Origin of the sequence: Burkholderia glumae LMG 2196 = ATCC 33617 (genome assembly GCF_000960995.1) — a bacterium.
Classification (GTDB): Bacteria; Pseudomonadota; Gammaproteobacteria; order Burkholderiales; family Burkholderiaceae; genus Burkholderia; species Burkholderia glumae.
The window spans coordinates 103,576-125,658 of the sequence record NZ_CP009435.1 but is presented as its reverse complement, the minus strand read 5'-3'; the positions used below and the strand labels follow the sequence as shown (position 1 = coordinate 125,658).

Below are 22,083 nucleotides of genomic sequence, written 5' to 3'. Positions count from 1 at the left end.
GGCGCCGCGGCGAGCGTAGCAGAATGCGCGCCGGCGCGCAAAAAACCGGAAGCGTGGCGGCGGCGAAGGCGCGAAACGGGCGGCGGCCGGGGCGGAAAAAGGGGGGCGACGCCCTTAGAGGCCAGTTCAAAAACCCTGCTCAGCTCGTCTGAAGATGTTCCAACAGATGAGCGAGCAGCCAAGTTTGAGGAATGCTTCGTGAATGTAGGCACGTCGCTCGAAGCGAGTGCGTAGGCGCCGGAAATTGTGGAGCCAGGAATGCGTACGTTCGACCACCCAACGATACTTGCCCAGACCACTGCCATGCTCGGTCCGGCGCTTGGCGATCACGGGCTTGATACCGCGTTCACGCAACGCGCGACGATGTCGGGTGGAATCGTAGCCGCGATCGGCGTAGACGACGCCGGGCTTCTGAAGCGGTCGGCCACGAACGCCGCGAATGGGTGGAATCGCATCAACGAGCGGCAGCAACTGCGTGACGTCGTTGGTGTTCGCGCCAGTCAGGATCGCAACGAGAGGAACGCCGTTGGCGTCTACGAGGACGTGGTGCTTGGAACCGGGTCGCGCGCGATCGGTGGGGTTCGGGCCAGTTTTTCGCCCGCCCCAACGGCGCGCACGGACGACGAATCGACCGCAGCGTATGACAGATCGATTTGGCCGGCCGCACGCAACTTGTCGAGTAGCAACTCGTGCAGTTGGTCCCATACACCAGCCTTTTGCCAGTCGCTCAATCGCCGCCAGCATGTGGCGCCCGAGCCAAAGCCCAGACGAGTCGGCAAGTGGTTCCAACGAATTCCCGTTTTGAACACGAACAGGATGCCGTTGAGAGCCGCACGGTCGGACACGCGCGGGCGACCAGGATCGCTCTTCGCTCGAAGCTTCGCAGGTGGCAGCAATGGTTCGATCAGTATCCACAGTTCGTCGTCAATGATTGGCGCTTCCATCCTTGGACTTCCGTTGTTCTGATGCCCAAGGTTAACAGCTTGCCGAGGAAGTAAACAGCCCCTCTCGGGAGTTTTTGAACTGGCCTCTTACTTGCTCAACTGGCGCATCGCGGCTTCCAGCCCGGCGAGCGTGAGCGGGTACATCCGCGCGCCGAGCAGGTCGCGGATCAGCGCGATCGACTGCCGGTATTCCCAGAGCCGCTCGGGCTCGGGATTGAGCCAGGCGTGGTGCGGGAACTGGTCGGCGAGCCGGCGCAGCCAGACCGCGCCGGCCTCGGCGTTGTTGTACTCGACCGAGCCGCCCGGCTGCACCACCTCGTAGGGGCTCATGGTGGCGTCGCCGACGAAGATCAGCTTGTAGTCGGGCGTGAACTTGTGAAGGATGTCCCAGGTCGGGGTGCGCTCCGCGTGGCGGCGGCGGTTGTGCTTCCAGACGAAGTCGTAGACGCAGTTGTGGAAGTAGTAGAACTCGAGATGCTTGAACTCGGCCTTTGCCGCCGAGAACAGTTCCTCGGTGCGGGCGATGTGATCGTCCATCGAGCCGCCCACGTCGAGCAGCATCAGCACCTTCACGTTGTTGTGCCGTTCGGGCACCATCCGCAGGTCGAGCCAGCCGGCGTTCGCGGCGGTGCTGCGGATCGTGCCGGGCAGGTCGAGCTGGTCGGCCGCGCCCTCGCGCGCGAAGCGGCGCAGCCGGCGCAGCGCGACCTTGATGTTGCGCGTGCCCAGCTCGACCGAATCGTCGTAGTCGCGGTAGGCGCGCGCCTCCCATACCTTCAGCGCGGTACGGTTGCCGGCCGACGGTCCGCCGATGCGGATGCCTTCCGGATTGAAGCCGCCGTGCCCGAACGGCGAGGTGCCGCCGGTGCCGATCCACTTGTTGCCGCCCTCGTGGCGCGCCTTCTGCTCGTCGAGCAGTTCGCGCAGCCGGGCCATCAGCTTGTCGAGGCCGCCCATCGCCTCGATCTGGGCCTTTTCCTCGGGCGTCAGCTCGCGCCGCAGCTTTTGTTCGAGCCAGTCGGCCGGCAGGTCGAACGCCTCGGCGGGCAGTGCTGCGACGCCCTTGAAATAGGCGCCGAAGGCCTGATCGAAGCGGTCGAAATACTGCTCGTCCTTCACCAGCGTCATGCGCGCGAGGTAGTAGAACGCGTCGATCGACGGGGGGATGACGTCGCGGCGCAGCGCGTCGAGCAGCGTCAGATATTCCTTGACCGAGACCGGCAGCTTCGCCGCGCGCAGCGAATAGAAGAAGTCGATCAGCATCGCGGCCTCCGGGCGCCGGGCCGGGCGCCGCCAGTGGCGGCCGGCCCGGCCGCCGGGCAGGCGGCGCGGCGCGCGGCGGCGCACTGGGTTGTCAGGAAGGCGCGGCGGGACATGGCGGGCTCTCCTCGGGCGCGGCGGCCGCTCAGCGGTTGTGGCGGTTCATCTGTACCAGCCGCTCGAACAGGCTCAGATCCTGCTCGTTCTTCAGCAGCGCGCCGGCCAGCGGCGGCACCACCAACTTGTGGTCGGTCGAGCGCAGCGCCTCGGGCGGGATGTCCTCGGCGAGCAGCAGCTTGAGCCAGTCGAGCAGTTCGGAGGTCGAAGGTTTCTTCTTGAGCCCCGACACGGCGCGCAGCTCGAAGAAGCTCTCGAGCGCGGCGCGCACCAGCGCCTGCTTGATGCCGGGGTAGTGGACCTCGATGATGCGCTGCATCGTGGCCGGCTCGGGGAACTGGATGTAGTGGAAGAAGCAGCGGCGCAGGAACGCGTCGGGCAGCTCCTTCTCGTTGTTCGAGGTGATGATGACGAGCGGCCGGTGCTTGGCGCGTACCAGTTCGCGCGTCTCGTAGACGTGGAACTCCATGCGGTCGAGCTCGCGCAGCAGATCGTTGGGGAATTCGATGTCGGCCTTGTCGATCTCGTCGATCAGCAGCACGCACGGCTCGTCGGCCGTGAAGGCCTGCCACAGCACCCCGCGCACGATGTAGTTGGCGATGTCCTTCACGCGCTCGTCGCCGAGCTGCGAATCGCGCAGCCGCGAGACCGCGTCGTACTCGTAGAGCCCCTGCTGGGCCTTGGTGGTGGATTTCACGTGCCACTGCAGCAGCGGCATGCCGAGCGCGGCGGCCACCTCCTCGGCCAGCATCGTCTTGCCGGTGCCGGGCTCGCCCTTGACGAGGAGCGGCCGCTGCAGCGTCAGCGCGGCGTTGACGGCGAGCTTCAGGTCGTCGGTGGCGACGTATTGCGAGGAGCCTTCGAAGCGCATGGCGGCGGTTTTCCGGGCGAAAAATCCCAGTATAAGTCAGAAGCGCTGTTGCGTCGGCGCGTCGCTTGCTATCGTTGCGGCGCTGTCGGGGCGGGGCCTCGCGGCCCGACGGCGGCGGCCTCGCGATTGCGGCCGGCACGGGTGGACTGCGTCGTCGGCAGCGCGGTACAATCGGCCGACTTTCGGCCCGCGTGTCTCACCTATAAGCAAAATGACGCGGTCCGTTGCCTTACCGGGCGACAGGTTTTCCCCTCAAGCTAGGTACAAGCTATGAACAAATTCGTCGGCAAACAGGTCGTGGCCGCGGCGCTCATGGCGCTCGCGGCCACCTCGCAGGCGGCTGGGGTGGTGGGCAACCCGCAGAACGGGGCCAGCAAGGCTGCGATGTGCATCGGCTGTCATGGCATCGAAGACTACCGCACGGCGTATCCGGAGGTGTACCGGGTGCCGCTGATCGGCGGACAGAGTCAGCAGTACCTGGAAAACGCGCTGAAGGCGTACCGGAAGAAGGACCGGCATTTCGCGTCGATGAATGCGATCGCGGCCTCGCTGTCCGACCAGGATATCGCGGACCTCGCCGCGTACTACGCGTCCCGCAAGCCCGATTCGAAGTCCAATCCCTACAAGTGACGCCTGCGCTGGCCTTCTCAGCAGGACAGGAGCCCTCATGAACACGCTTCAACCGGCATTCCGCACCGCGGCGGCGCTCGCGCTGGCCGCCTGTTTCGCGGTGGGCACCGCGCACGCGGCCGACGCGGCCAAGGGCAAGCAGCTCGTCGAGTCGCACAACTGCGCCGCCTGCCACGGCGCCACCTTCGACAACCCGATCAACGCCGAATATCCGCGCCTCGCGGGGCAGCGCGCCGACTACCTGGTCTGGGCCATGCGCCAGTATCAGATGGGACTCGACAATCCGATGCTAGGCCGCAACAACGCGATCATGCGTGCGCAGGTGCAGAACCTGTCGGTCAGCGACATGAAGGACATCGCCGCCTATCTGGAGACGCTGCCGGGCAGCCTGGTGTTCAAGAAATGACGCGCCGGGCCGCCCGGCGGTGATCCGCGCGATGCCCCGCCTGGCGGGGCATTTTTTTGGGCGCCCGCCGCCTCGCTCGGCCGGTTCCATGATCGCCTGCGGCGCTCCGGCCTCGCGGGCCGCGCGTGGTCAGTCGCGCGAGGCGCGGCGCAGGATCCGCTGCAGATAGGCGTCGGTGTCGGGCGGCGTATGGGTGCGCTGCGCTTCCCAGATCGTTTCGCCGAGACATTCCATGATCGCATGCTGGGCGTCGTGCGCCGACGGCAGGCGCGCGGCCAGCCGCTCGTGGGCGGCGCGGATGCCGGGCGGCTGGTCGATCGACAGTTGCTCGCTGATCGCGAGATGCATCGACAGGTGCAGGAACGGATTCGTGCGGCCGCTCTCGGGCGGATACTCGCGCGTGCCGGCGCCCTCGTGGTCGTCGAGTTCGGCGTGATATTCGGGATGCTCGGCGATCCAGTCGGCGGCAATCGCCTCCAGCGGCGTGAGGATTTCGCCCTCGCGCTGCTTGCGGCGGGTGTCGATGAAGAAGCGACGGACCTCGTCGCGGCTCGGATTGAACATGATGGCGGGGGCTCTGATGCGCTGCGGCATGCCGCGCAAAGCGGCCATTCTACGCCGGCTCGCCGGGGGCTGCCGGCGGGCCCCGGCGCCGGCCGGGCGGCGCTCGCCGGGCGCCGGCCGGGCCGTTGCTTCGCGAGCGGGGGAGTCGGCGCGGTGTCGCGAGTTTCACTGCGGTGCGGCATGCCGGGCACGCGCGGTTGCGCGCGGGGCGCGGAGAGGATCGATCGGAATGCTAAGCGACCGCCAGCCGGGCGGAGCGGCGGGGCCGATCTGCCGTTCGGGCAGGCAGCCGGCCCGGCGGCGGCGCACCGGGTGCGCCGGTGTGCGCCTATTCGAGCGGCGGCGGCGTCTTCGGCTTGAATTCGCAGAGCGGCTCGATCGCGCAATGCCAGCACTCGGGGCGGCGCGCCTTGCAGACGTAGCGGCCATGCAGGATCAGCCAGTGGTGCGCGTTTTGCCGGAACTCGGCCGGCGTGAATTTCTCGAGCGCGGCCTCGACGGCGCGCACGTCCTTGCCGGGCGCGAGCCCGGTGCGGTTGGCGACGCGGAAGATATGCGTGTCGACGGCGATGGTCGGCTGGCCGAACGCCGTATTCAACACCACGTTGGCGGTCTTGCGCCCGACCCCGGGCAGCGCTTCGAGCGCCTCGCGATCGGCCGGCACCTCGCCGCCGTACTGGTCGAGCAGAATCCGGCAGGTGGCGATGACGTTCTTCGCCTTGGTGCGGTACAGGCCGATCGTCTTGATGTACTCGGTGACGCCTTCCTCGCCGAGCGCAAGCACCTGTGCGGGCGTGTTCGCCACCGGAAACATCCGGCGCATCGCCTTGTTGACCGACACGTCGGTGGCCTGTGCCGACAGCATCACCGCGATCAGCAGCTCGAACGGCGTCGAGTATTCGAGTTCCGTGGTCGGATGCGGGTTGAGGCTCTGCAGCGTTTCGTAGATCGCTTGGCGTTTCTTCGGGTTCATTCGTCGCGAGGCTCGGAGGCGGGCGGCGTGCCGTCGCTACGCTCGCCGTCGCGCGCGGCCTCGGCCGCGCGCCGTTCCTGTTCGATGCGCCGGCGGCGCGCTTCGGCGGCGTCGATCTGCGCCTGCACGGCCGGGCTGACGTTCTCGGTATTCTTCGGCGCATCGCCCTGCGCGGCCAGCTCTTCCTTTTTCTTGCGCGCGCGCTCGAGCGCGGCCGCGATGATCGCGCGTTTTCGTGCTTCCGGATCGTCTGCGGGGGCCTGAGCGCCGGCCGCGTTCGCGGCGCTGGCCGCGCGCCGCGCCGCGGCACGCGCCTCGGCCGCTTCGCGCTCGCGGCGCTGGCGCGCGAGGCGCCGCTCGTGGCGCGCCCGCGCGGCGTCGGCCTGCTGCTGGCTCCAGGCATCCCAGCCGGTGCGCTCGCCCGTGACGGGAATCATCGCGATGCAGTCGACCGGGCACGGCGGCACGCAGAGATCGCAGCCGGTACAGAGCTCGGCCACCACCGTATGCATCTGCTTCGGCGCGCCGACGATCGCGTCCACCGGGCAGGCCTGCATGCAGAGCGTGCAGCCGATGCAGAGCTGCTCGTCGATCACCGCGAGCGGGCGCGGGCGTTCCTCGCCGTGCTCGACGGCAAGCGGAATCACCGGCTTGCCGAGCAGCGCGGCAAGCCGCTCGATGCCTTGCTGGCCGCCGGGCGGGCATTGGTTGTAGCCGGCGGTGCCGGCGGCGATCGCCTCGGCATACGGACGGCAGCCGTCGTAGCCGCACTTCGTGCATTGCGTCTGAGGCAGCAGATCTTCGATGCGATCCGCGAGTTTTCTGGTGTCGGTCACGGTGACTGCGTGGGGCGGCGTGCGCCGCGCGAGTGGGGTTCCGCGCGGCCCGAATCGTTCGTCAAACGGCAATTATCGCCGATTTCCTGCCTTGCGCTCGGCAGCGGCTATGCGCATAATCAACACGCATTTTCTGCTCGACCGCAGCAGGGCGCGACGCCTATCGGGCCTCGCCCACGCCGGTGCCGGAGGCGACGAGGCGTTGCCGGCACGAGCCGGCCGGATCCACGCGAGCCCAACCCATGACTCAGCCAAAAATCAAAAGAGATCCCGAAGGAACCCGTCGCCGCATCCTGCTAGCCGCCGCCGAGGAGTTCGCCAGCGGGGGCCTGTCCGGTGCCCGCGTCGACCAGATCGCGCGGCGCGCCGAAACCAACGAACGGATGCTCTACTACTACTTCGGCAGCAAGGAGCAGCTGTTTACCGCCGTGCTCGAGCACGCGTTTTCCGCCCTCAACGAAGCCGAGCGCGTGCTCGATTTCGACGGCGTGCCGCCGGTGGAAGCCGTGACGCGCCTGGCGCATTTCATTTGGGATTACTACCGGGATCATCCTGAGCTGCTGCGGCTCGTCAACAACGAGAACCTGCACGAGGCGCGCTACATGCTGAAGTCGCCGCGCATCAGCGAAATGATCTCGCCGCTCGTGCAGACGCTCGGCAGCGTGCTCGCGCGCGGGCAGAACGCCGGGCTGTTTCGTTCCGACGTCGATCCGCTGCGGTTCTACGTGACGCTGTCCGGGCTCGGCTATTACATCGTGTCGAACCGCTACACGCTGGCCGCGATGCTCGGCCGCGATTTCAGCGCCGCCGACGAGCGCAACGAGATCGTGCGAATGAACACCGACATCCTGCTCGCCTACCTGCTGCGCCGCTGACGGCGCCGCGCGGGCGGGCCGTCGCGCGCGTCCGCTGTTGCGCACACGAAAACGCCACGCAGCGCTCGACCTTCGAGGCCGGGTGCTGCGTGGCGTTGAACAATGCGAGGCGGCGTTGCGCCACCCGGATCGCGGCCGTGGAGCGAGCGCCTTCGTCAGGCCGGCTTACGGCTGCGCGACGAGGCGGCTTTCGGCGCGGCCCGCTTGGCGGCGGGCTTGCCGGCAGCCGATTGCGTCGCCGCTTTCGCCGCCTGCGAGACGCGGCGCGTGGCCGGCGTGCCGTGCTGGGGCGCCGCGTTGCGCGCCGCGCTCGACGCCGCGCCGTGCGGGCTCGCGCCGGCGCTGGCCGGGGTGGCGGCGGCCGGCGGCACCGGCTCGGCGTCGTCGCTGCCGGGCGCCACCGGCGGCGAGCCGGCCGGGCTCTTCGGCGCGGGCTGATGCTCGCGGATGAACTCGCGCAACTGCGGATAGATGATCGTGCGCCAGCGCCGGCCCGAGAAGATCCCGTAGTGGCCGCACTTCTCGGCGGTCAGGCTGCGGCGGTGCTCGGCCGGGATGCCGGTGCAAAGCTGCTGCGCGGCGTGGGTCTGGCCGCTGCCGGAGATGTCGTCGAGTTCGCCCTCGATCGTCATCAGCGCGGTCTCGCCGATGTCGGCCGGGTTCACGCGTTCGCCGCGCACGTGCCAGGTGCCCTCGGCGAGGCCGAATTCCTGGAACACGATGCGGATCGTATCGAGGTAGTACTCGGCTGCCATGTCGAGCACGGCGTTGTATTCGTCGTAGAAGCGGCGGTGCGCTTCGGCGTCTTCCTCGTCGCCGCGCAGCAGGCTCTGGTAGAAATCCCAGTGCGACTGCGCGTGGCGCTCCGGATTCATCGCCACGAAGCCGGTGTGCTGCAGGAACCCCGGATAGACATGGCGGCCTTCGCCCGGATAGTTGGCCGGCACCGTGTGGATCACGTTGTTCTCGAACCACGCGAGCGAATGGTTGGTGGCGAGCGAATTGACCGAGGTCGGGCTCTTGCGCGCGTCGATCGGGCCGCCCATCATCGTCATCGTCAGCGGGGTGGGTTCGCCGCGGCTCGCCATCAGCGAGATCGCCGCGAGCACGGGCACCGTCGGCTGGCACACCGAAATCACGTGCAGGTTGCGCGCGCCGATGTGGCGGATGAATTCCTGGATGTAGTCGACGTAGTCGTCGAGATGGAACGGGCCGGTCTCGACCGGCACCATGCGCGCATCGATCCAGTCGGTGAGGTAGACCTTGTGATCCTGCAGCAGCGTGCGCACCGTATCGCGCAGCAGCGTCGAATGGTGGCCCGACAGCGGCGCGCAGACCAGCACCACCGGCTCTTCCTTGAGCTGGCCCACGGCCATCGAATCGTCGGCGAAGCGCTTGAAGCGCAGCAGGCGGCAGAACGGCTTCTCGATCACGGTCTGCTCGACGATCGGGATGTGATGGCCGTCCTTCTCGATCTGGTGCAGGTTGAATTCCGGTTTTTCGTAATCCTTGCCGAGCCGGTACAGCAACTCGTAGGCGGCGGCCCAGCGCGTCGCGCCCGGCATCAGCGACAGCGGGCTGGACGGATTGGCGAACGATTTCGAGGCGGCCTGGGCCCAGGCGGTCAGCGGGCTCAGCAGCGCCCGCTGGAATTCGTGCATTTGATAGAGCATGGAGGCTCCCGAGGGGAGGACGACGCGGCAGCGGCGCTCGATGCCGCTGCGCGTTGTGGGTCCGGGGCCAGACCGCGCTGGGCGGCAGGCCAATCGCGACGATCATAGCGGGTTCCCGGCTTTGCCGCAATGCAGCATTTTCCCGGAGATCGCCGGCTTTTTGTGATCCGGCGAATCGTCGGCGCGGCCCGCCGCTGGCGTCGTGAGGCCGGCGCCGGCGCCGTGCTTCAGGGCCGCCCGGCCGGCGGGCGGGCCGCGCTCAGTGGCCGTCGGTTTCGATCGCGACCGGCTGGCCTGCCGCCAGCGCCATCTCTTCCTCGTGATGCATCAGGTTCATGGCCGTATGCACGAGCGCGACGTGCGAGAACGCCTGCGGGAAATTGCCGACCTGCCGCCCTTCCACCGGATCGTATTCCTCGGCGAGCAGGCCGAGATCGTTGGCGAGCGAGAGCAGCCGGCGGAACAGCCGGTGCGCGTCGTCGATCCGGCCGAGCAGCGCGTAGTTGTCGACCAGCCAGAAGCTGCAGGCGAGGAAGGTGCCTTCGCCGGGCGGCAGGCCGTCGTCGAAATCGGTGGTGCGATAGCGCATCACGAAGCCGCCGTGCAGCAGCTCGCGCTCGATCGCCTCGACGGTGGCCGCCACGCGCGGGTCGGACGGCGGCAGGAAGCCCACCATCGGCAGCATCAGCACGCTCGCGTCGAGCTCGTCGCTGCCGTAGCTCTGGGTGAAGGCCTGCTTGCGTTCGTTCCAGGCGTTTTCGCAGACGTCGGCGTGAATCACGTCGCGCAGCGCGCGCCAGTGGTCGAGCGGCGCGGACAGCCGGAACTGCTCGGCCGACTTGATCGCGCGATCGAACGCGACCCAGGCCATGATCTTCGAGAACGTGAAGTGCTTGCGCCCGCCGCGCGTCTCCCAGATGCCCTCGTCGGGCTCGCGCCAGATCTTCTCGAGGTGCGTGAGCAGCGCGCACTGCACCGACCAGACCGTGTCGTCGGCCTGCAGCCCGCCCACGCGCGCCAGGTGCAGCGCCGACATCACTTCGCCGAACACGTCGAGCTGGAGCTGGTCGGCCGCGTTGTTGCCGATCCGCACCGGCTTCGAGTTCTGGTAGCCGGGCAGCCAGCCCAGTTCCATCTCGGGCAGGCGCCGCTCGCCGGCGATGCCGTACATGATCTGGATCTGCTCGGGCGAGCCCGCCATCACGCGGCCGAGCCAGGCGCGCCACGCGCGCGCCTCGTCGTAGTAGCCGGCACGCATCAGCGCGAGCAGCGTGATGGTGGCATCACGCAGCCAGCAGTAGCGGTAGTCCCAGTTGCGCGTGCCGCCCAGCTGCTCGGGCAGCGAGGTGGTGGGCGCGGCCACGATGCCGCCCGTCGGTTCGTAGGCGAGCGCCTTCAGCGTGATCAGCGAGCGGCGCACGGCGGCGGCGTAGCGGCCCTGGACCGGACAGCGCGAGGACCACTCGAGCCAGTGGTTCTCGGTGCGCGCGAGCATCGACAGCGGCTCGCGCGCGGGCGGCGGCCGCAGGTGCGAGGGGGCATAGCCGAGCGAGAACGGCACGCGCTCCTCGGCCTGCACGGTGAACTCGGCGACGGTGCGCAGGTTCTCGCCGGCCAGCTTGACGGGCGTGCGCAGCACCACCGTGTCGGGCCCGGCGATCGCCTTCACGCCCGCCTCGCGCGGCAGGCGCGTGACCCATGGGATCGAGAAGCCGTAGTCGAAGCGCAGCACGAGCTCCATCTGCATCGGCACGTGGCCGCGCTTGCCGACCACGATCCGCACGAGTTCGGACCAGCCGTTGCCGGGCGGCATGAAGTCGATCACGGTGACGGCGCCCGTCTCGCATTCGTAGTCGGTCTCGAGGATCAGCGTCTCGCCGCGGTAGCGGCGCGTACTCGACAGGAGTTTGGCGTCGGCCGCGGGGCGCAGCAGCCAGCGGCCGTGCTCGGGCGTGCCGACCAGCGCGGCGAAACAGGCACCCGAATCGAAGCGGGGCCAGCAGAGCCAGTCGACCGAGCCGTCGCGTGAGATGAGGGCGGCAGTGTGGCCGTCTCCGACGAGCGCGTAGTCTTCGATGAGGGCTGGCATGGTGGGAAATTCTCCGCAGAGGCTGACAATTGGCTTTCCGGGCCTCGCGCCGCGCCGATCGACGGCAACGCGCGAGGCCCCATATACTGGCGCACTGGCGAGGCGGGCAGGGATGCCCGAATCGTTGAACAATCACAACACTTGAGGCATTCCGTAGCAAGGAAGTTCCGACGAACGTGCGATTCCTGCAACGAAGCCGCGCCAAATCGAGAGGTCAACGTCAATGTCATCGCTCAGGCTGGGTCACTGGATCAAGGGTTTCGCCGTGGTACTGTCGCTGTCCGCCGGACATGCGTTTGCGCAGGATACCGCCAATGCCCCGAACGATGCCGTCTACAATCTGCTGGTCGGAACCTATACCGATGCCGGCAGCGACGGCATCTACGTCTACCGGTTCGATACGCGTACCGGCGAGGTCTCCCCCGTGAGTTCGGCGAAGACGGTGAATCCGTCCTATCTGCTGCCGAGCCGCGATGGCCGCTTCGTCTACGCCGTCAACGAGCTGCCCGGCGACAACGGCCCCGCGAGCCAGCGCGGCGGCGTGAGCGCGTTCGGCTTCGACGCGAAGACGGGCGCGCTGACCTTCCTCGACCGCGTGTCGTCGGAAGGGAACGATCCGTGCTATCTGAGCCTCTCGCCCGACGGCAAGTATCTCGTCACCGCGAACTATTCGGTCGCGGCCGACCCGGGCGGCAGCTTCACGGTGTTTCCGGTGGAGGCCGACGGCAAGGTGGGCCAGTCGGTGCTGAACGTGCATCACGAGGGCCGCGGTCCCGTGAAGGGGCGCCAGGACGGCGCGCATGTCCACTCGACGGTGTTCTCGCCCGACGGGCACTATCTGTTCGTGCAGGATCTCGGCGCCGACAAGATCTTTGAATACCGCTACACGCCCGACGGCAGCCGCGGCCTGATCAGCCCGACCGAGTCGCGCTACACGCTCGTGCGGCCCGGCAGCGGCCCGCGCCACCTGGTGTTCGCGCGCAGCGGCCGCTTCGCCTACGTGACCAACGAGCTGAATGGCAGCGTCGACGTGTACGGCTATCACGACGGCAGGCTCACCCATCTGCAGAACCTGCCGATGGCCGCGCCGGGCTTCCATGGCCGGGAGGGCGGCGGCGCGCTGCATCTGTCGCCGGACGGCCGCTTCCTCTATGTCACCAATCGCGGCGATGCCAACGAGATCGTCGCGTATGCGGTGAACGCGGAGAACGGCCGGCTCAGCTTCGCGAGCCGCCAGTCCACGCTCGGCAAGACGCCGCGCGAATTCGTGATCGATCCGACCGGCAAGTGGCTGATCGTCGGCAACCAGGACAGCGGCAGCTTCTACGTGTTTCGCCGCGACATCGCGAGCGGGCGGCTCGACCCCGAGGCGCGCAAGGTCGCGCTGAGCCGGCCGGTCGACTTCAAGCTGGTGCCGGTGCAGCCGTGACGGCGCGCTGAGCGGCGGATGGTGCGCGCCGGCCCCCGGGAGGCTGGCCACTGCGGTGGCCGGCCTTTTTTATCGACCGCGGCGGCGCCGAAAAGGTTGCGGCGGCAAGCTCCGGACGCCTTGCCGGGGCCCGCGCCCGGGGCGGGGCAGGCGCGCCGCTGCAGCAATTTCGGTGCCTCGGCCGGGCGCGCGCGAACTCGCGCCGGCCGTCTCGCGGCTCATTCCGGCAGCGGCGGGGCGAGCACCTCACGGCTGCCGTTGATGCCCATCGGCGAGACGAGTCCCGCCGTTTCCATCTGCTCCACCAGGCGCGCGGCACGGTTGTAGCCGATGCGCAGCTGGCGCTGCACCGACGAGATCGACGCGCGCCGCGTGCGCACCACGAAGGCCACCGCTTCGTCGTAGAGCGGATCGGCCTCGGCGTCGGGCGCGTCGCCGAACAGGTCCTGCGGGCCGCCGCCTTCCGGCTGCGGGCCGTCGAGGATGCCTTCCTCGTATTGCGGCTCGCCGAACTGCTTCAGGTATTCGACGATGCGGTGGACCTCCTCGTCGGCCACGAACGCGCCGTGCACGCGCTGCGGATAGCCGGTGCCGGGCGGCAGGAACAGCATGTCGCCCTGGCCGAGCAGCGACTCGGCGCCCATCTGGTCGAGGATGGTGCGCGAGTCGATCTTCGACGACACCTGGAACGCCACGCGAGTCGGGATGTTGGCCTTGATGAGGCCGGTGATCACGTCGACCGACGGGCGCTGGGTGGCGAGGATCAGGTGGATGCCGGCCGCGCGCGCCTTCTGCGCGAGCCGCGCGATCAGTTCCTCGATCTTCTTGCCGGCCACCATCATCAGGTCGGCCAGTTCGTCGATCACCACCACGATCAGCGGCAGCGGCGAGAGCGGCTCGGGGTCCTCGGGCGTGAGCGAGAACGGGTTGCCGATCTTCTTTTCCTTGGCGGCCGCGTCGCGCAGCTTCTGGTTGAAGCTCGCGAGGTTGCGCACGCCCACCGCCGACATCAGCCGGTAGCGCTTCTCCATCTCGCCGACACACCAGTTCAGCGCGTTCGCGGCGAGCTTCATGTCGGTGACGACGGGCGCGAGCAGATGCGGAATGCCTTCGTAGACGGACAGTTCCAGCATCTTCGGGTCGATCATGATCAGGCGCACTTCCTCGGGCGTTGCCTTGTAGAGCAGCGAGGCGATCATCGCGTTGATCGCGACCGACTTGCCCGAGCCGGTGGTGCCGGCCACCAGCATGTGCGGCGCCTTGGCCAGGTCGGTGACCACCGGATTGCCGACGATGTCCTTGCCCATCGCGATCGTCAGCTGCGAGGCCGAGTGCTGGTACTGGCGCGAGGCGAGGATTTCGGACAGGCGGATCATCTGGCGCTTCGCGTTCGGCAGTTCGAGGCCCATGCAGGTCTTGCCGGGAATCGTCTCGACCACGCGGATCGAGGTCAGGCCGAGGCCGCGCGAGAGATCCTTCATGAGCCCGACGATCTGGCTGCCGCGCACGCCCAGTGCCGGCTCGATCTCGAAGCGCGTGATCACCGGGCCGGCCGACGCGCCGACCACCGTCACCGGCACCTTGAATTCCTGCAGGCGCTGCTCGATCACCTGGCCAGTCTGGGCGAGGTCTGCCTCGGAGATCGTTTCGATGTCGCCGGACGCCGGCTCGAGCAGATCGAGCGGCGGCAGTTCGACGTTCGAGGCGGCCGGGGCGCGGAATTCGAAGGCATTCGGCGCGGGCTGGCGCGCAGCGGCCTGCGGCACGGGCGGCGGCACGGCGATGGCCGGCTCGGGCTGCGCCGCGGGCGGCGGCGCGAAGCCGGGCGGCAGGCCGGGCGCCGCGGGCGGCGCTGCCGGCTCGTGCGCGGGTTCGTGCGCCGAGGCGGCAGCGCTGGCGTCGAACCGGGCCGGCATGACGGGGGCGAGGTGCGCGGGCGCGGGGGGGCGCGTCGCGACGAGCGGAGTGCTCAGAGTCTGCGCGGCCGCGGCGTCGGGCAGCGGCGTGCCGGCGGGCGGGCCGGCCGCGCCGCCCAGGAAGGTCGTCGGTGTCAGCGCGCCGGCCAGCGTGGCCACGCCGGGGAACGGTGCCGGGGTGGCGCCGGCTGCGTCGGCTGCGGTGCCGCCCGCCGCCGGCGGGCTTGCCGGCGCGGGTGCGGGCGCCGCGGCGCTGCCCGCGGCTGCCGTCGGCGCTGCCGCCATCCCTGCGGGCGCAGCCTGGGGCGCCGGCGTCACGACGATGGGGAGGGCTTCCCAGGGCGCAACGGCGCTGGCCGTCGGCGCTGCCGCGGCAGGCGTTGCCAGCGCCGTGGCCTCGTCGACCGCGGTGCTGCCGGGCTTGGGGGCCGGCAGCGGGGGCTGCGCTTGCGGGTTCGCCGGTTGCGCGATCGGGGCGGCCGTCGATGCAAGGGCTACGCCGAATGTCGGCACGGCTTTTCTCGCAGGCGCGGTTGCGGACGCATCGATACCGGATGCGGCCGCGCTTGACGAAGACGACAGGCCGACGCCCTTGGCGTCGCCGCCGGCCGCGGTTTCGACGCTCGACGAGGTCGGGGCCGGCGCGGTGGCGGCGAACGTCGAACCGCCCGGCACGGCCGGCGGGATCGGCGCGTTCGGCGCGGCGGGCGCGGCCGGTGGCATGGAGGCGGCGGCCGGAAACGTCCGAGTCGGGCCGTCCGGGCCGGCTGCCGGCATGGCCGTCGAGGCGCCGAAATCCGTCTTGTCGGGCGTAGCGGCGGACGTGGCGAACGCAGCCGGCACGATCGCACCGAGGGAGCCGGCCGCCGACGTCGCGGCGGCGGCCGGCTCCCAGCTCGTGGGGGCCGCCGGGCCGGTCGCGATCGGGGCGGGCGCCGGCGTTGCGGGCCCGCTGGTCAGGGCCGGCGTCGCGCCGCCCGACGATCGGGGCGGCGTGGTGGCGTTCGCCGCGAGCGGCGCCGGACTCGTGGCAGGGCCGGCCGCGGCCGTTGCTTGCGCTGCCGCCGCGGTGCCGGATGGGCTCGCGAGCGGCGCCGTCGGCGCGCAACTGGCCGGGGCGGCGGCCGATCCGCTGGCCGCGCTGGCCGTGCCCGCCGAGTGGGGCGCGGCGGCCGCGCCGGAGGGCGCCGCCCCGGCCGCAAGCGGTGACGGTGACGCGCTCGCGCCGCTCGCCGGTGCGCCGTCATTTTCCGCTCCCGTGCCGGCCGCCTCCTGCGTCGCGGAATCCAGGTGGCCGGGCAAAGGCTGCGCAGCGGGGGCGTTCGCGGCCGGCGCGCCGAACGTGACGGGCACCGCCCGCACCGGGGCGACATCCTGCCCGGCGGCGGCGGCCGGCCGGGCCGCCGCCACAGCGGAATCCGGCAGCGGGATACCCGCTGCGTCGGCGATCGGCATGAACGTGCCGACATCGATGACCGAATCGGCATCGAGATCCGCCGCAGCCTGGTGATCGCGTCGATCGGACGGTGCCGTCGATGCCACCGTTGCCGTATCCGCATCCATCCTCATCTCGAACGCGAGCGGCGCGTCCCCGCTGGTCGGCGGCACGGCCGCGTCGCCCGCGCTGGCCGGCGCGGCGCGCGTCGTGAACATGCCGGCGGCCTGCGCACTGCCGGCCGCTGCCGCGGCAGCCGGATCGCCGGCGTGCGCCGCCACCGTCGTGCCGGCCAGCGCGGCCCATTGCGCGGTGCTCGCGTCGATCGAGCGCAGCGTGTCCTGCAGGCTCGGCGATGGCGTGACCGGTTGCGCCGGCGCCTCGTTCCAGGCGTAGAGCGGGGCGCGGGCCGGCGGCGTCGGGCGCCGCCGCATGGCCGGATTGGCGGCCTGCGCAGTGGCCGCGGGCCGTGCCGGCGCGCGCGCGGGCGCTGCCGGCGCCGTGCCGGCGCGCGTCGGCGTCGATGCGTGCGGCGCTGCGGCCGATGGCGTGACGGCGGGCGGCACGAGCGGCGCCACCACCGGACGGATCGGTGCGGCGACCGGCGCCGCGCGGCGCGTGGACGGATAACGTTGCTGCAGCGTCTTCACCGCCTGCGCGGCCTGCACGGCCGACGACGCGACGTTGGGCGGCGCCGGCGGCATCGGGATCGACGACGGCACGAACGGCGGCGTGCCTGCCGGGCCGGCCGGCTTCGCGGCCTGAGCCGCCCCGGCGGCCCCGCCGGCCCGGGCGCCCGGGGCCGGGCGGCCCGCCGGGTTGAGCCATCCCGCCGGTGCCGACGGCTCGACCATCTGGCGTGGCGACGCGCTCGGCGCGCGCCAGCCGCGCGGTTCCTCGCGCCGTGGTTCGCGCCGGGTTTCGCGCTTCGCGTCCGGGCGCCACAGCGTCGGCCGCGCGAAGCGTCCGTTGCGTTGCGGCGCCATCGAATTGACGGTGTTGGCGGCCGACGGCTGCACCACGTCGGCGGCGCGGCGCACGCGGCGGTCCTCGTCGCGGTGCAGCGCGCTGCGCGGCAGGTCGGCGATGCCGCGCGGCTCGTCGTCGTCGCGGCGCCCGGCACGCCCGAGGCGCACGCCGAACGACGCGTCGAGCCAGTCGTTGGTGCTGCGCCAGTCGAGCCCGAACAGCCAGGGCAGCCCGGCGACGAGCAGCGCCACCATCACGAGCGGCGTGCCGATATGGCCGAACACGCGCTCGAAGCCGGCGGCGAGCAGATGGCCGAAGGCGTCGCTGGTGTCGCTGCCCGGCAGCGCGGTGGCGAGCGTGCAGCTCGCCACGAACACGCAGGCGAAGCCGAGCCAGAGGCGGATCGAGCCGCGTCCGGTGCGGCCGCCCGGCAGCATCGTCTTCACGAGCCGCCAGATCAGGGGGATGAACCAGACGGCCGACACGCCGAACCAGCCGAAAACTACCGTATGCATACCAGGAAACGTCGAGTCACGAGGACGGGCGCCACGCGCGGCCCGTCGGGGTTAAGCGGTCGAAGCATCCGCCGCCCGCGCGCGGGCGCCACATGCCGTAGAGGCGCGCGGCCGATCGTCCGGGCGCGCATCGGCTGGCGGGATTACGGAGCGTCGCGACGCGCGAATGTCAGCGTCGCGCCGCTGTCGGTCACGAGATAGAGCTGCTGCGGGGGCTGCATCTGCACGCCGGCCCTGGCGATGTGCGCGAGCGCGTCGAGATAGGCCGGCTCGATCCGCCCCGCCGGCCCGGCGCAGGCGCGACGCGTGCCGGCGAGCGGGCCGAAGCTGAGCAGGCCGTTCTTCACCATGTAGGTGCCGGCGTAGCGGTTGCAGCCGGCGAAGCCCGAGGCGCGGCGCACGCCGTCGGCCGTCGAGAACTGCAGCCGGATCGACTGATCCGACGCCGCGCCGGCGCCGTTCGCCCCGGTGCCGCCAGGCGGCAGCTCGCGCTGCGAGCCGTCGGCGTTGCGCCAGTTCGTGAGCTCCCAGCTGGTGTCGTCGATCAGCTGGATCGCGGCCGGATTGAACGGGTCGGACGGCGGCGCGGACGCATCGGGATGGGCGGGGATCGCGCAGGCGGTCAGCGCGCAGGCGGCCAGCGCGGCTGCGCCAAACGGTGCGCGCAGCGAACCGACGAAGCGCAGGCGCGCGGACAGGGCCGCGAAGTGGATTGGCATGGCCTCGTTCCTCGAATTCATCGTGATGCTGGCAAAGGCGTAAGAGTAACGCAGTCGGCGTGCGCTGGGCGAGCCGGCCCCCGGCGCCGGAAAATCTTGCGCGAGCCTGCTCCGCCGGCGGGGCCGGGCGTGGGCGCGTGTTAACATCGCGGCTCGATTGTCATCCTCTTTTCACCCCATTTTTTCAGCGGAAAATCTCATGCAGATCGGTCAGCGGCTCGGCACGCCGCTCTCGCCTTCCGCCACGCGCGTCATGCTGCTGGGCGCGGGCGAACTCGGCAAGGAAGTCATCATCGCGTTGCAGCGGCTCGGCGTGGAGGTGATCGCCGTCGATCGCTACGCGAACGCGCCCGGCCATCAGGTCGCCCACCGCGCGCACGTGATCGACATGACCGATGCCGCCGCGCTGCGCGCGCTCGTCGACGCCGAACAGCCGCACCTGATCGTGCCCGAGATCGAGGCGATCGCCACCGACGCGCTGGCCGCGATCGAGGCGGCCGGTGTCGCCGAGGTGATCCCGACCGCGCGCGCGACGCAGCTGACGATGAATCGCGAGGGCATCCGCCGCCTCGCCGCCGAGGAGCTCGGCCTGCCGACCTCGCGCTACGCGTTCGCGCAGTCGTTCGACGCATTCCGCGCGGCGGTGGCCGCGATCGGCTGTCCGTGCGTGGTGAAGCCGGTGATGTCGTCGTCGGGCAAGGGCCAGTCGGTCGTGAAGGGCGACGCCGATCTCGAGCCGGCCTGGCAGCACGCGATGGCGGGCGGACGCGTGAACCACGGCCGCGTGATCGTGGAGGGTTTCGTCGATTTCGACTACGAGATCACGCAGCTGACCGTGCGTGCGATCGATCCGGCCAGCGGCGAGACCCGCACCTATTTCTGCGATCCGGTCGGCCATCTGCAGGTGGCGGGCGACTACGTCGAATCGTGGCAGCCCCAGCCGATGAGCGAGGTGGCGCGGGAACGTTCGCGCCAGATCGCGCACCAAGTGACGACGGCGCTCGGCGGGCGCGGCCTGTTCGGTGTCGAGCTGTTCGTGCGCGGCGACCAGGTCTGGTTTTCCGAAGTCAGCCCGCGCCCGCACGACACGGGACTCGTCACGCTCGCCTCGCAGCGGCAGTCGGAGTTCGAGCTGCACGCGCGCGCCATCCTCGGCCTACCGGTCGATCCGACCCTGGGCTCGCCGGCGGCCTCGGCCGTGATCTACGGCGGTCTCGACGAGGCCGGCATCGCCTTCGAGGGCGTGGCCGAGGCGCTTGCCGTGCCGGGCGCGGAGCTGCGCCTGTTCGGCAAGCCGGAGAGTTTCGCGAAGCGGCGCATGGGCGTGGCGGTGGCGACCGGCGCCGATATCGACGAGGCGCGCGAGCGCGCGAAACGGGCGGCGGCGGCGGTGCGGCCGGTATCGGCACGCTAGCGGCGACGCGTCCGCGGCAGGCGCCACGACGTGCCGCGCGGGCAACATGAATCACAGGCCGACGCGGCGCGCGCCGCGCGGCCGGGGAGTGGCGAAATGAAATGGATGCTTATCGCGCTGCTGTGCCTGTCGGCGTCGGGCTGCGGCCTGGCGGCGGCGCCGTGCCGGGTCGCCTCGGCCGGCCTCAAGATCGTGCCGCTGGTCGGGCACGTGGCTGCCGCGCCGACCGATGCCTGCGCGGAGGTGATCGATCCCTGAGCGTTTCGCTCGCGTCCCGCACCGTTTCGCCTGCCGGGCCCGGATCGCCTGCCGGTTGCGGACTGCCCGGCACCCATTGAGGAAGGATTCGCCATGCACCAACGCATCATCTGCACGCTCTGCCTGCTGGCCGGCCTGGCCGGCGCACGGGCGGCGCTGGCCGCGCAGCTGACGGTGGAGGAAATCGATACCGACGCACGCACCGTCGCCACCTATCGCTGCGCGAACCAGCCGAAGCCGGTGCGCGTGGCTTACTGGCTGGCCCGCAACGGCCAGAGTTTCGCGCTGGTGCCGGTCGACGGCCGGCCGATGCTGTTCGTCGATACCGTGTCGGCCTCGGGCGCGCGCTACCAGGCCGGCCGCTACACCTGGTGGACCAAGGGGCCGACCGGCAACCTGACCGACGAGATCGCGGGGCCGTCCGCGCCGCCGCTGCTCGCCGACTGCGAGGAAATCAAGGCGAAGCGCGCGCCGCGCTGACGGTCCCACCGGGCTCGTTACGCGCCAGTGCTACAATATTGCCCTTTCCGTCGGCGTCCGGCCGAACGGGGCGGCGCGCCAGCCGAATCCGGTGGCGCGGCGGCGTCGCGCGGCGCGCCGCAGCAGGTCCGTCGTCATGTCCATCCGTTGTTCGCGCGGCCGCTGCCAGTCAGCCGGGCCGCGCTGGAATCCCCGCCGCGCCACTTGAGCGAAACGCCATGTCCGATTCAGCAGTCACGCCCGTCGATGCAACTTTCGATCAGTTCGGCCTCGCGCCCGACATTCTGAAGGCCATTGCGGACCAGGGCTACACGAAGCCCACGCCGATCCAGGCGAAAGCGATTCCGGTCGTGCTGTCCGGGCGCGACGTGATGGGCGCCGCGCAGACGGGCACCGGCAAGACCGCCAGCTTTTCGCTGCCGATCATCCAGCGGCTGCTGCCGCAGGCCAACACGAGCGCCTCGCCCGCGCGCCACCCGGTGCGCGCGCTGATCCTCACGCCGACGCGCGAGCTGGCCGACCAGGTGGCCGCCAACGTCCATTCCTATGCGAAGCACACGGCGCTGCGCAGCGCCGTGGTGTTCGGCGGTGTCGACATGAACCCGCAGATGGCCGAGCTGCGGCGCGGCGTCGAGATCCTGATCGCCACCCCCGGCCGGCTGCTCGATCACGTCCAGCAGAAGACGGCGAACCTCGGGCAGGTGCAGATGCTGGTGCTCGACGAGGCCGACCGGATGCTCGACATGGGCTTTCTGCCCGACCTGCAGCGCATCCTGAACCTGCTGCCGAAGGCGCGCCAGACGCTGTTGTTCTCGGCGACGTTCTCGCCCGAAATCAAGAAGCTGGCCGCCACCTACCTGACCAACCCGCAGACCATCGAGGTCGCGCGCAGCAACGCGACCGCGACCAACGTCACGCAGATCGTCTATGACATCGCCGAGGGCGACAAGCAGGCGGCCGTGGTCAAGCTGATCCGCGATCGCGCGCTCAAGCAGGTGATCGTGTTCTGCAACAGCAAGATCGGCGCGAGCCGGCTCGCGCGCCTGCTCGAGCGCGACGGCGTGGTCGCCACGGCGATTCACGGCGACCGCTCGCAGAACGAGCGGATGCAGGCGCTCGAGGCGTTCAAGCGCGGCGAGGTGGAGGCGCTGGTGGCCACCGACGTGGCCGCGCGCGGGCTCGACATCGCCGAGCTGCCGGCCGTGATCAACTTCGACCTGCCGTTCAGCGCCGAGGACTACGTCCACCGGATCGGCCGCACCGGCCGCGCGGGCGCCTCGGGCGATGCGCTGTCGCTGTGCAGCCCGAACGAGCGCAAGCAACTCGCCGATATCGAGAAGCTGATCAAGCGCGACCTGCCGTTGCAGCCGCTCGCGATCGAGGCGCCGGTGCGCATGCGCCGCGAGCATGGCGAGCGCAGCGAGCGCGGCAGCCGCGACGAAGCGCGCGCGCCGCGCAGGGCGCATGGCGGCGAACGTGGCCATCATCATCATTCGCGTCGCGAGGCGCCGGTCGACGAGTTTTTCCTGAAGCCCTACGAGCCCTCGCCGAGCGCGCGTCAGCCGGAAGAGGCCAGCAAGCCCGCGCAGACCGAGAAGAAGTCGAAGCAGCCGCTCGCGGCCTTGCTCGGCGGTTTCGGGATGCCGCGCCGCTCCTCATAGGCGCGGCCGGGTCGCTGCGCCGGGCGCAGCGAGCGGCCCGAAGGCGGTG

18 protein-coding genes are annotated in these 22,083 nt (G+C 70.4%); 8 read left to right on the top strand and 10 right to left on the bottom strand.

Annotated features, from left to right (window positions below; all coding sequences use genetic code 11):
• Positions 1-126: 126 nt before the first annotated feature.
• The 3 genes from KS03_RS29945 to KS03_RS13125 all read right to left on the bottom strand — a co-directional run bounded on the left by KS03_RS29945 (position 127) and on the right by KS03_RS13125 (position 3,192).
• A protein-coding gene (locus tag KS03_RS29945) for an IS5-like element ISBugl2 family transposase (protein ID WP_085962346.1) occupies positions 127-944 on the bottom strand; the annotation gives its coding sequence in 2 pieces (ribosomal slippage) (positions 127-596 and positions 596-944; 819 coding nt in all).
• Between the two features lie 87 nt (positions 945-1,031).
• On the bottom strand, positions 1,032-2,207 hold the full coding sequence (locus KS03_RS13130; RefSeq protein WP_015876616.1) for a vWA domain-containing protein: 1,176 nt from the start codon (positions 2,205-2,207) through the stop codon (positions 1,032-1,034).
• A 142-nt stretch (positions 2,208-2,349) separates the two neighbouring features.
• Complete coding sequence (locus KS03_RS13125) at positions 2,350-3,192, bottom strand: AAA family ATPase (protein WP_015876615.1); 843 nt, start codon at positions 3,190-3,192, stop codon at positions 2,350-2,352.
• Between the two features lie 270 nt (positions 3,193-3,462).
• Here KS03_RS13125 and KS03_RS13120 point away from each other — a divergent pair, with 270 nt between their 5' ends.
• Positions 3,463-3,822 carry a c-type cytochrome gene (locus KS03_RS13120; RefSeq protein ID WP_015876614.1) on the top strand — a complete coding sequence of 120 codons (360 nt, stop codon included), beginning with the start codon at positions 3,463-3,465 and terminating at the stop codon, positions 3,820-3,822.
• 37 nt (positions 3,823-3,859) lie between these two features.
• The gene (locus KS03_RS13115) at positions 3,860-4,228 is read left to right on the top strand and encodes a c-type cytochrome (protein WP_015876613.1); all 369 of its coding nucleotides are present in this window, start codon (positions 3,860-3,862) and stop codon (positions 4,226-4,228) included.
• Positions 4,229-4,357: 129 nt separating this feature from the next.
• Here the strand turns inward: KS03_RS13115 and KS03_RS13110 are convergent, their stop codons facing one another.
• From KS03_RS13110 to rsxB, 3 genes are all read right to left on the bottom strand, one after another.
• Positions 4,358-4,792 carry a DUF1841 family protein gene (locus KS03_RS13110; protein WP_015876612.1) on the bottom strand — a complete coding sequence of 145 codons (435 nt, stop codon included), beginning with the start codon at positions 4,790-4,792 and terminating at the stop codon, positions 4,358-4,360.
• A gap of 328 nt (positions 4,793-5,120) precedes the next feature.
• A complete protein-coding gene (gene nth, locus KS03_RS13105) occupies positions 5,121-5,765 on the bottom strand; it encodes an endonuclease III (protein WP_015876611.1) in 645 nt (214 codons plus the stop codon).
• A complete protein-coding gene (gene rsxB / locus KS03_RS13100; RefSeq protein WP_015876610.1) occupies positions 5,762-6,601 on the bottom strand; it encodes an electron transport complex subunit RsxB in 840 nt (279 codons plus the stop codon). The genes nth and rsxB overlap by 4 nt, the downstream gene beginning before the upstream one ends.
• Before the next feature lie 242 nt (positions 6,602-6,843).
• On the opposite strand from rsxB, the gene KS03_RS13095 reads away from it, so the two are divergent.
• Positions 6,844-7,476, top strand: a complete 633-nt coding sequence (locus KS03_RS13095) for a TetR/AcrR family transcriptional regulator (RefSeq protein ID WP_015876609.1) — start codon at positions 6,844-6,846, stop codon at positions 7,474-7,476.
• A 155-nt stretch (positions 7,477-7,631) separates the two neighbouring features.
• Here the strand turns inward: KS03_RS13095 and KS03_RS13090 are convergent, their stop codons facing one another.
• Together KS03_RS13090 and KS03_RS13085 are read right to left on the bottom strand one after the other, a co-directional pair.
• Positions 7,632-9,149 (bottom strand): polyhydroxyalkanoate depolymerase, encoded by a 1,518-nt coding sequence (locus KS03_RS13090; protein ID WP_015876608.1) that lies wholly within the window; start codon positions 9,147-9,149, stop codon positions 7,632-7,634.
• Positions 9,150-9,408: 259 nt separating this feature from the next.
• Entirely contained in the window at positions 9,409-11,238 is a 1,830-nt protein-coding gene (locus KS03_RS13085; protein ID WP_015876607.1) for a glycoside hydrolase family 15 protein, read from the bottom strand.
• A 223-nt stretch (positions 11,239-11,461) separates the two neighbouring features.
• Here KS03_RS13085 and KS03_RS13080 point away from each other — a divergent pair, with 223 nt between their 5' ends.
• Positions 11,462-12,667: a lactonase family protein gene (locus KS03_RS13080; RefSeq protein WP_015876606.1), complete on the top strand. Its 1,206-nt coding sequence runs from the start codon at positions 11,462-11,464 to the stop codon at positions 12,665-12,667.
• A 218-nt stretch (positions 12,668-12,885) separates the two neighbouring features.
• On the opposite strand, the gene KS03_RS13075 is transcribed toward KS03_RS13080, so the two are convergent.
• Together KS03_RS13075 and KS03_RS13070 are read right to left on the bottom strand one after the other, a co-directional pair.
• Positions 12,886-17,502 (bottom strand): DNA translocase FtsK, encoded by a 4,617-nt coding sequence (locus tag KS03_RS13075; protein ID WP_015876605.1) that lies wholly within the window; start codon positions 17,500-17,502, stop codon positions 12,886-12,888.
• A gap of 143 nt (positions 17,503-17,645) precedes the next feature.
• Positions 17,646-18,221 (bottom strand): META domain-containing protein, encoded by a 576-nt coding sequence (locus KS03_RS13070; protein WP_015876604.1) that lies wholly within the window; start codon positions 18,219-18,221, stop codon positions 17,646-17,648.
• Between the two features lie 199 nt (positions 18,222-18,420).
• Here KS03_RS13070 and purT point away from each other — a divergent pair, with 199 nt between their 5' ends.
• The 4 genes from purT (at position 18,421) to KS03_RS13050 (ending at position 22,034) form a co-directional block, all read left to right on the top strand.
• Positions 18,421-19,635, top strand: a complete 1,215-nt coding sequence (gene purT, locus KS03_RS13065) for a formate-dependent phosphoribosylglycinamide formyltransferase (protein WP_015876603.1) — start codon at positions 18,421-18,423, stop codon at positions 19,633-19,635.
• Positions 19,636-19,731: 96 nt separating this feature from the next.
• A complete protein-coding gene (locus KS03_RS32280; protein WP_015876602.1) occupies positions 19,732-19,893 on the top strand; it encodes a DUF6726 family protein in 162 nt (53 codons plus the stop codon).
• A gap of 93 nt (positions 19,894-19,986) precedes the next feature.
• On the top strand, positions 19,987-20,373 hold the full coding sequence (locus tag KS03_RS13055; protein ID WP_015876601.1) for an MliC family protein: 387 nt from the start codon (positions 19,987-19,989) through the stop codon (positions 20,371-20,373).
• Between the two features lie 218 nt (positions 20,374-20,591).
• Positions 20,592-22,034 carry a DEAD/DEAH box helicase gene (locus KS03_RS13050; RefSeq protein WP_015876600.1) on the top strand — a complete coding sequence of 481 codons (1,443 nt, stop codon included), beginning with the start codon at positions 20,592-20,594 and terminating at the stop codon, positions 22,032-22,034.
• Positions 22,035-22,083: the final 49 nt, after the last annotated feature.

Excerpts from the sequence above, each read along its gene's own strand:
- KS03_RS13130 (WP_015876616.1), bottom strand. The coding sequence starts at position 2,207 with ATGCTGATCGACTTCTTCTATTCGCTGCGCGCGGCGAAGCTGCCGGTC.
- KS03_RS13125 (WP_015876615.1), bottom strand. The coding sequence starts at position 3,192 with ATGCGCTTCGAAGGCTCCTCGCAATACGTCGCCACCGACGACCTGAAG.
- KS03_RS13120 (WP_015876614.1), top strand. The coding sequence starts at position 3,463 with ATGAACAAATTCGTCGGCAAACAGGTCGTGGCCGCGGCGCTCATGGCG.
- KS03_RS13115 (WP_015876613.1), top strand. The coding sequence starts at position 3,860 with ATGAACACGCTTCAACCGGCATTCCGCACCGCGGCGGCGCTCGCGCTG.
- KS03_RS13110 (WP_015876612.1), bottom strand. The coding sequence starts at position 4,792 with ATGTTCAATCCGAGCCGCGACGAGGTCCGTCGCTTCTTCATCGACACC.
- nth (WP_015876611.1), bottom strand. The coding sequence starts at position 5,765 with ATGAACCCGAAGAAACGCCAAGCGATCTACGAAACGCTGCAGAGCCTC.
- KS03_RS13095 (WP_015876609.1), top strand. The coding sequence starts at position 6,844 with ATGACTCAGCCAAAAATCAAAAGAGATCCCGAAGGAACCCGTCGCCGC.
- KS03_RS13090 (WP_015876608.1), bottom strand. The coding sequence starts at position 9,149 with ATGCTCTATCAAATGCACGAATTCCAGCGGGCGCTGCTGAGCCCGCTG.
- KS03_RS13085 (WP_015876607.1), bottom strand. The coding sequence starts at position 11,238 with ATGCCAGCCCTCATCGAAGACTACGCGCTCGTCGGAGACGGCCACACT.
- KS03_RS13080 (WP_015876606.1), top strand. The coding sequence starts at position 11,462 with ATGTCATCGCTCAGGCTGGGTCACTGGATCAAGGGTTTCGCCGTGGTA.
- KS03_RS13075 (WP_015876605.1), bottom strand. The coding sequence starts at position 17,502 with ATGCATACGGTAGTTTTCGGCTGGTTCGGCGTGTCGGCCGTCTGGTTC.
- KS03_RS13070 (WP_015876604.1), bottom strand. The coding sequence starts at position 18,221 with ATGCCAATCCACTTCGCGGCCCTGTCCGCGCGCCTGCGCTTCGTCGGT.
- purT (WP_015876603.1), top strand. The coding sequence starts at position 18,421 with ATGCAGATCGGTCAGCGGCTCGGCACGCCGCTCTCGCCTTCCGCCACG.
- KS03_RS32280 (WP_015876602.1), top strand. The coding sequence starts at position 19,732 with ATGAAATGGATGCTTATCGCGCTGCTGTGCCTGTCGGCGTCGGGCTGC.
- KS03_RS13055 (WP_015876601.1), top strand. The coding sequence starts at position 19,987 with ATGCACCAACGCATCATCTGCACGCTCTGCCTGCTGGCCGGCCTGGCC.
- KS03_RS13050 (WP_015876600.1), top strand. The coding sequence starts at position 20,592 with ATGTCCGATTCAGCAGTCACGCCCGTCGATGCAACTTTCGATCAGTTC.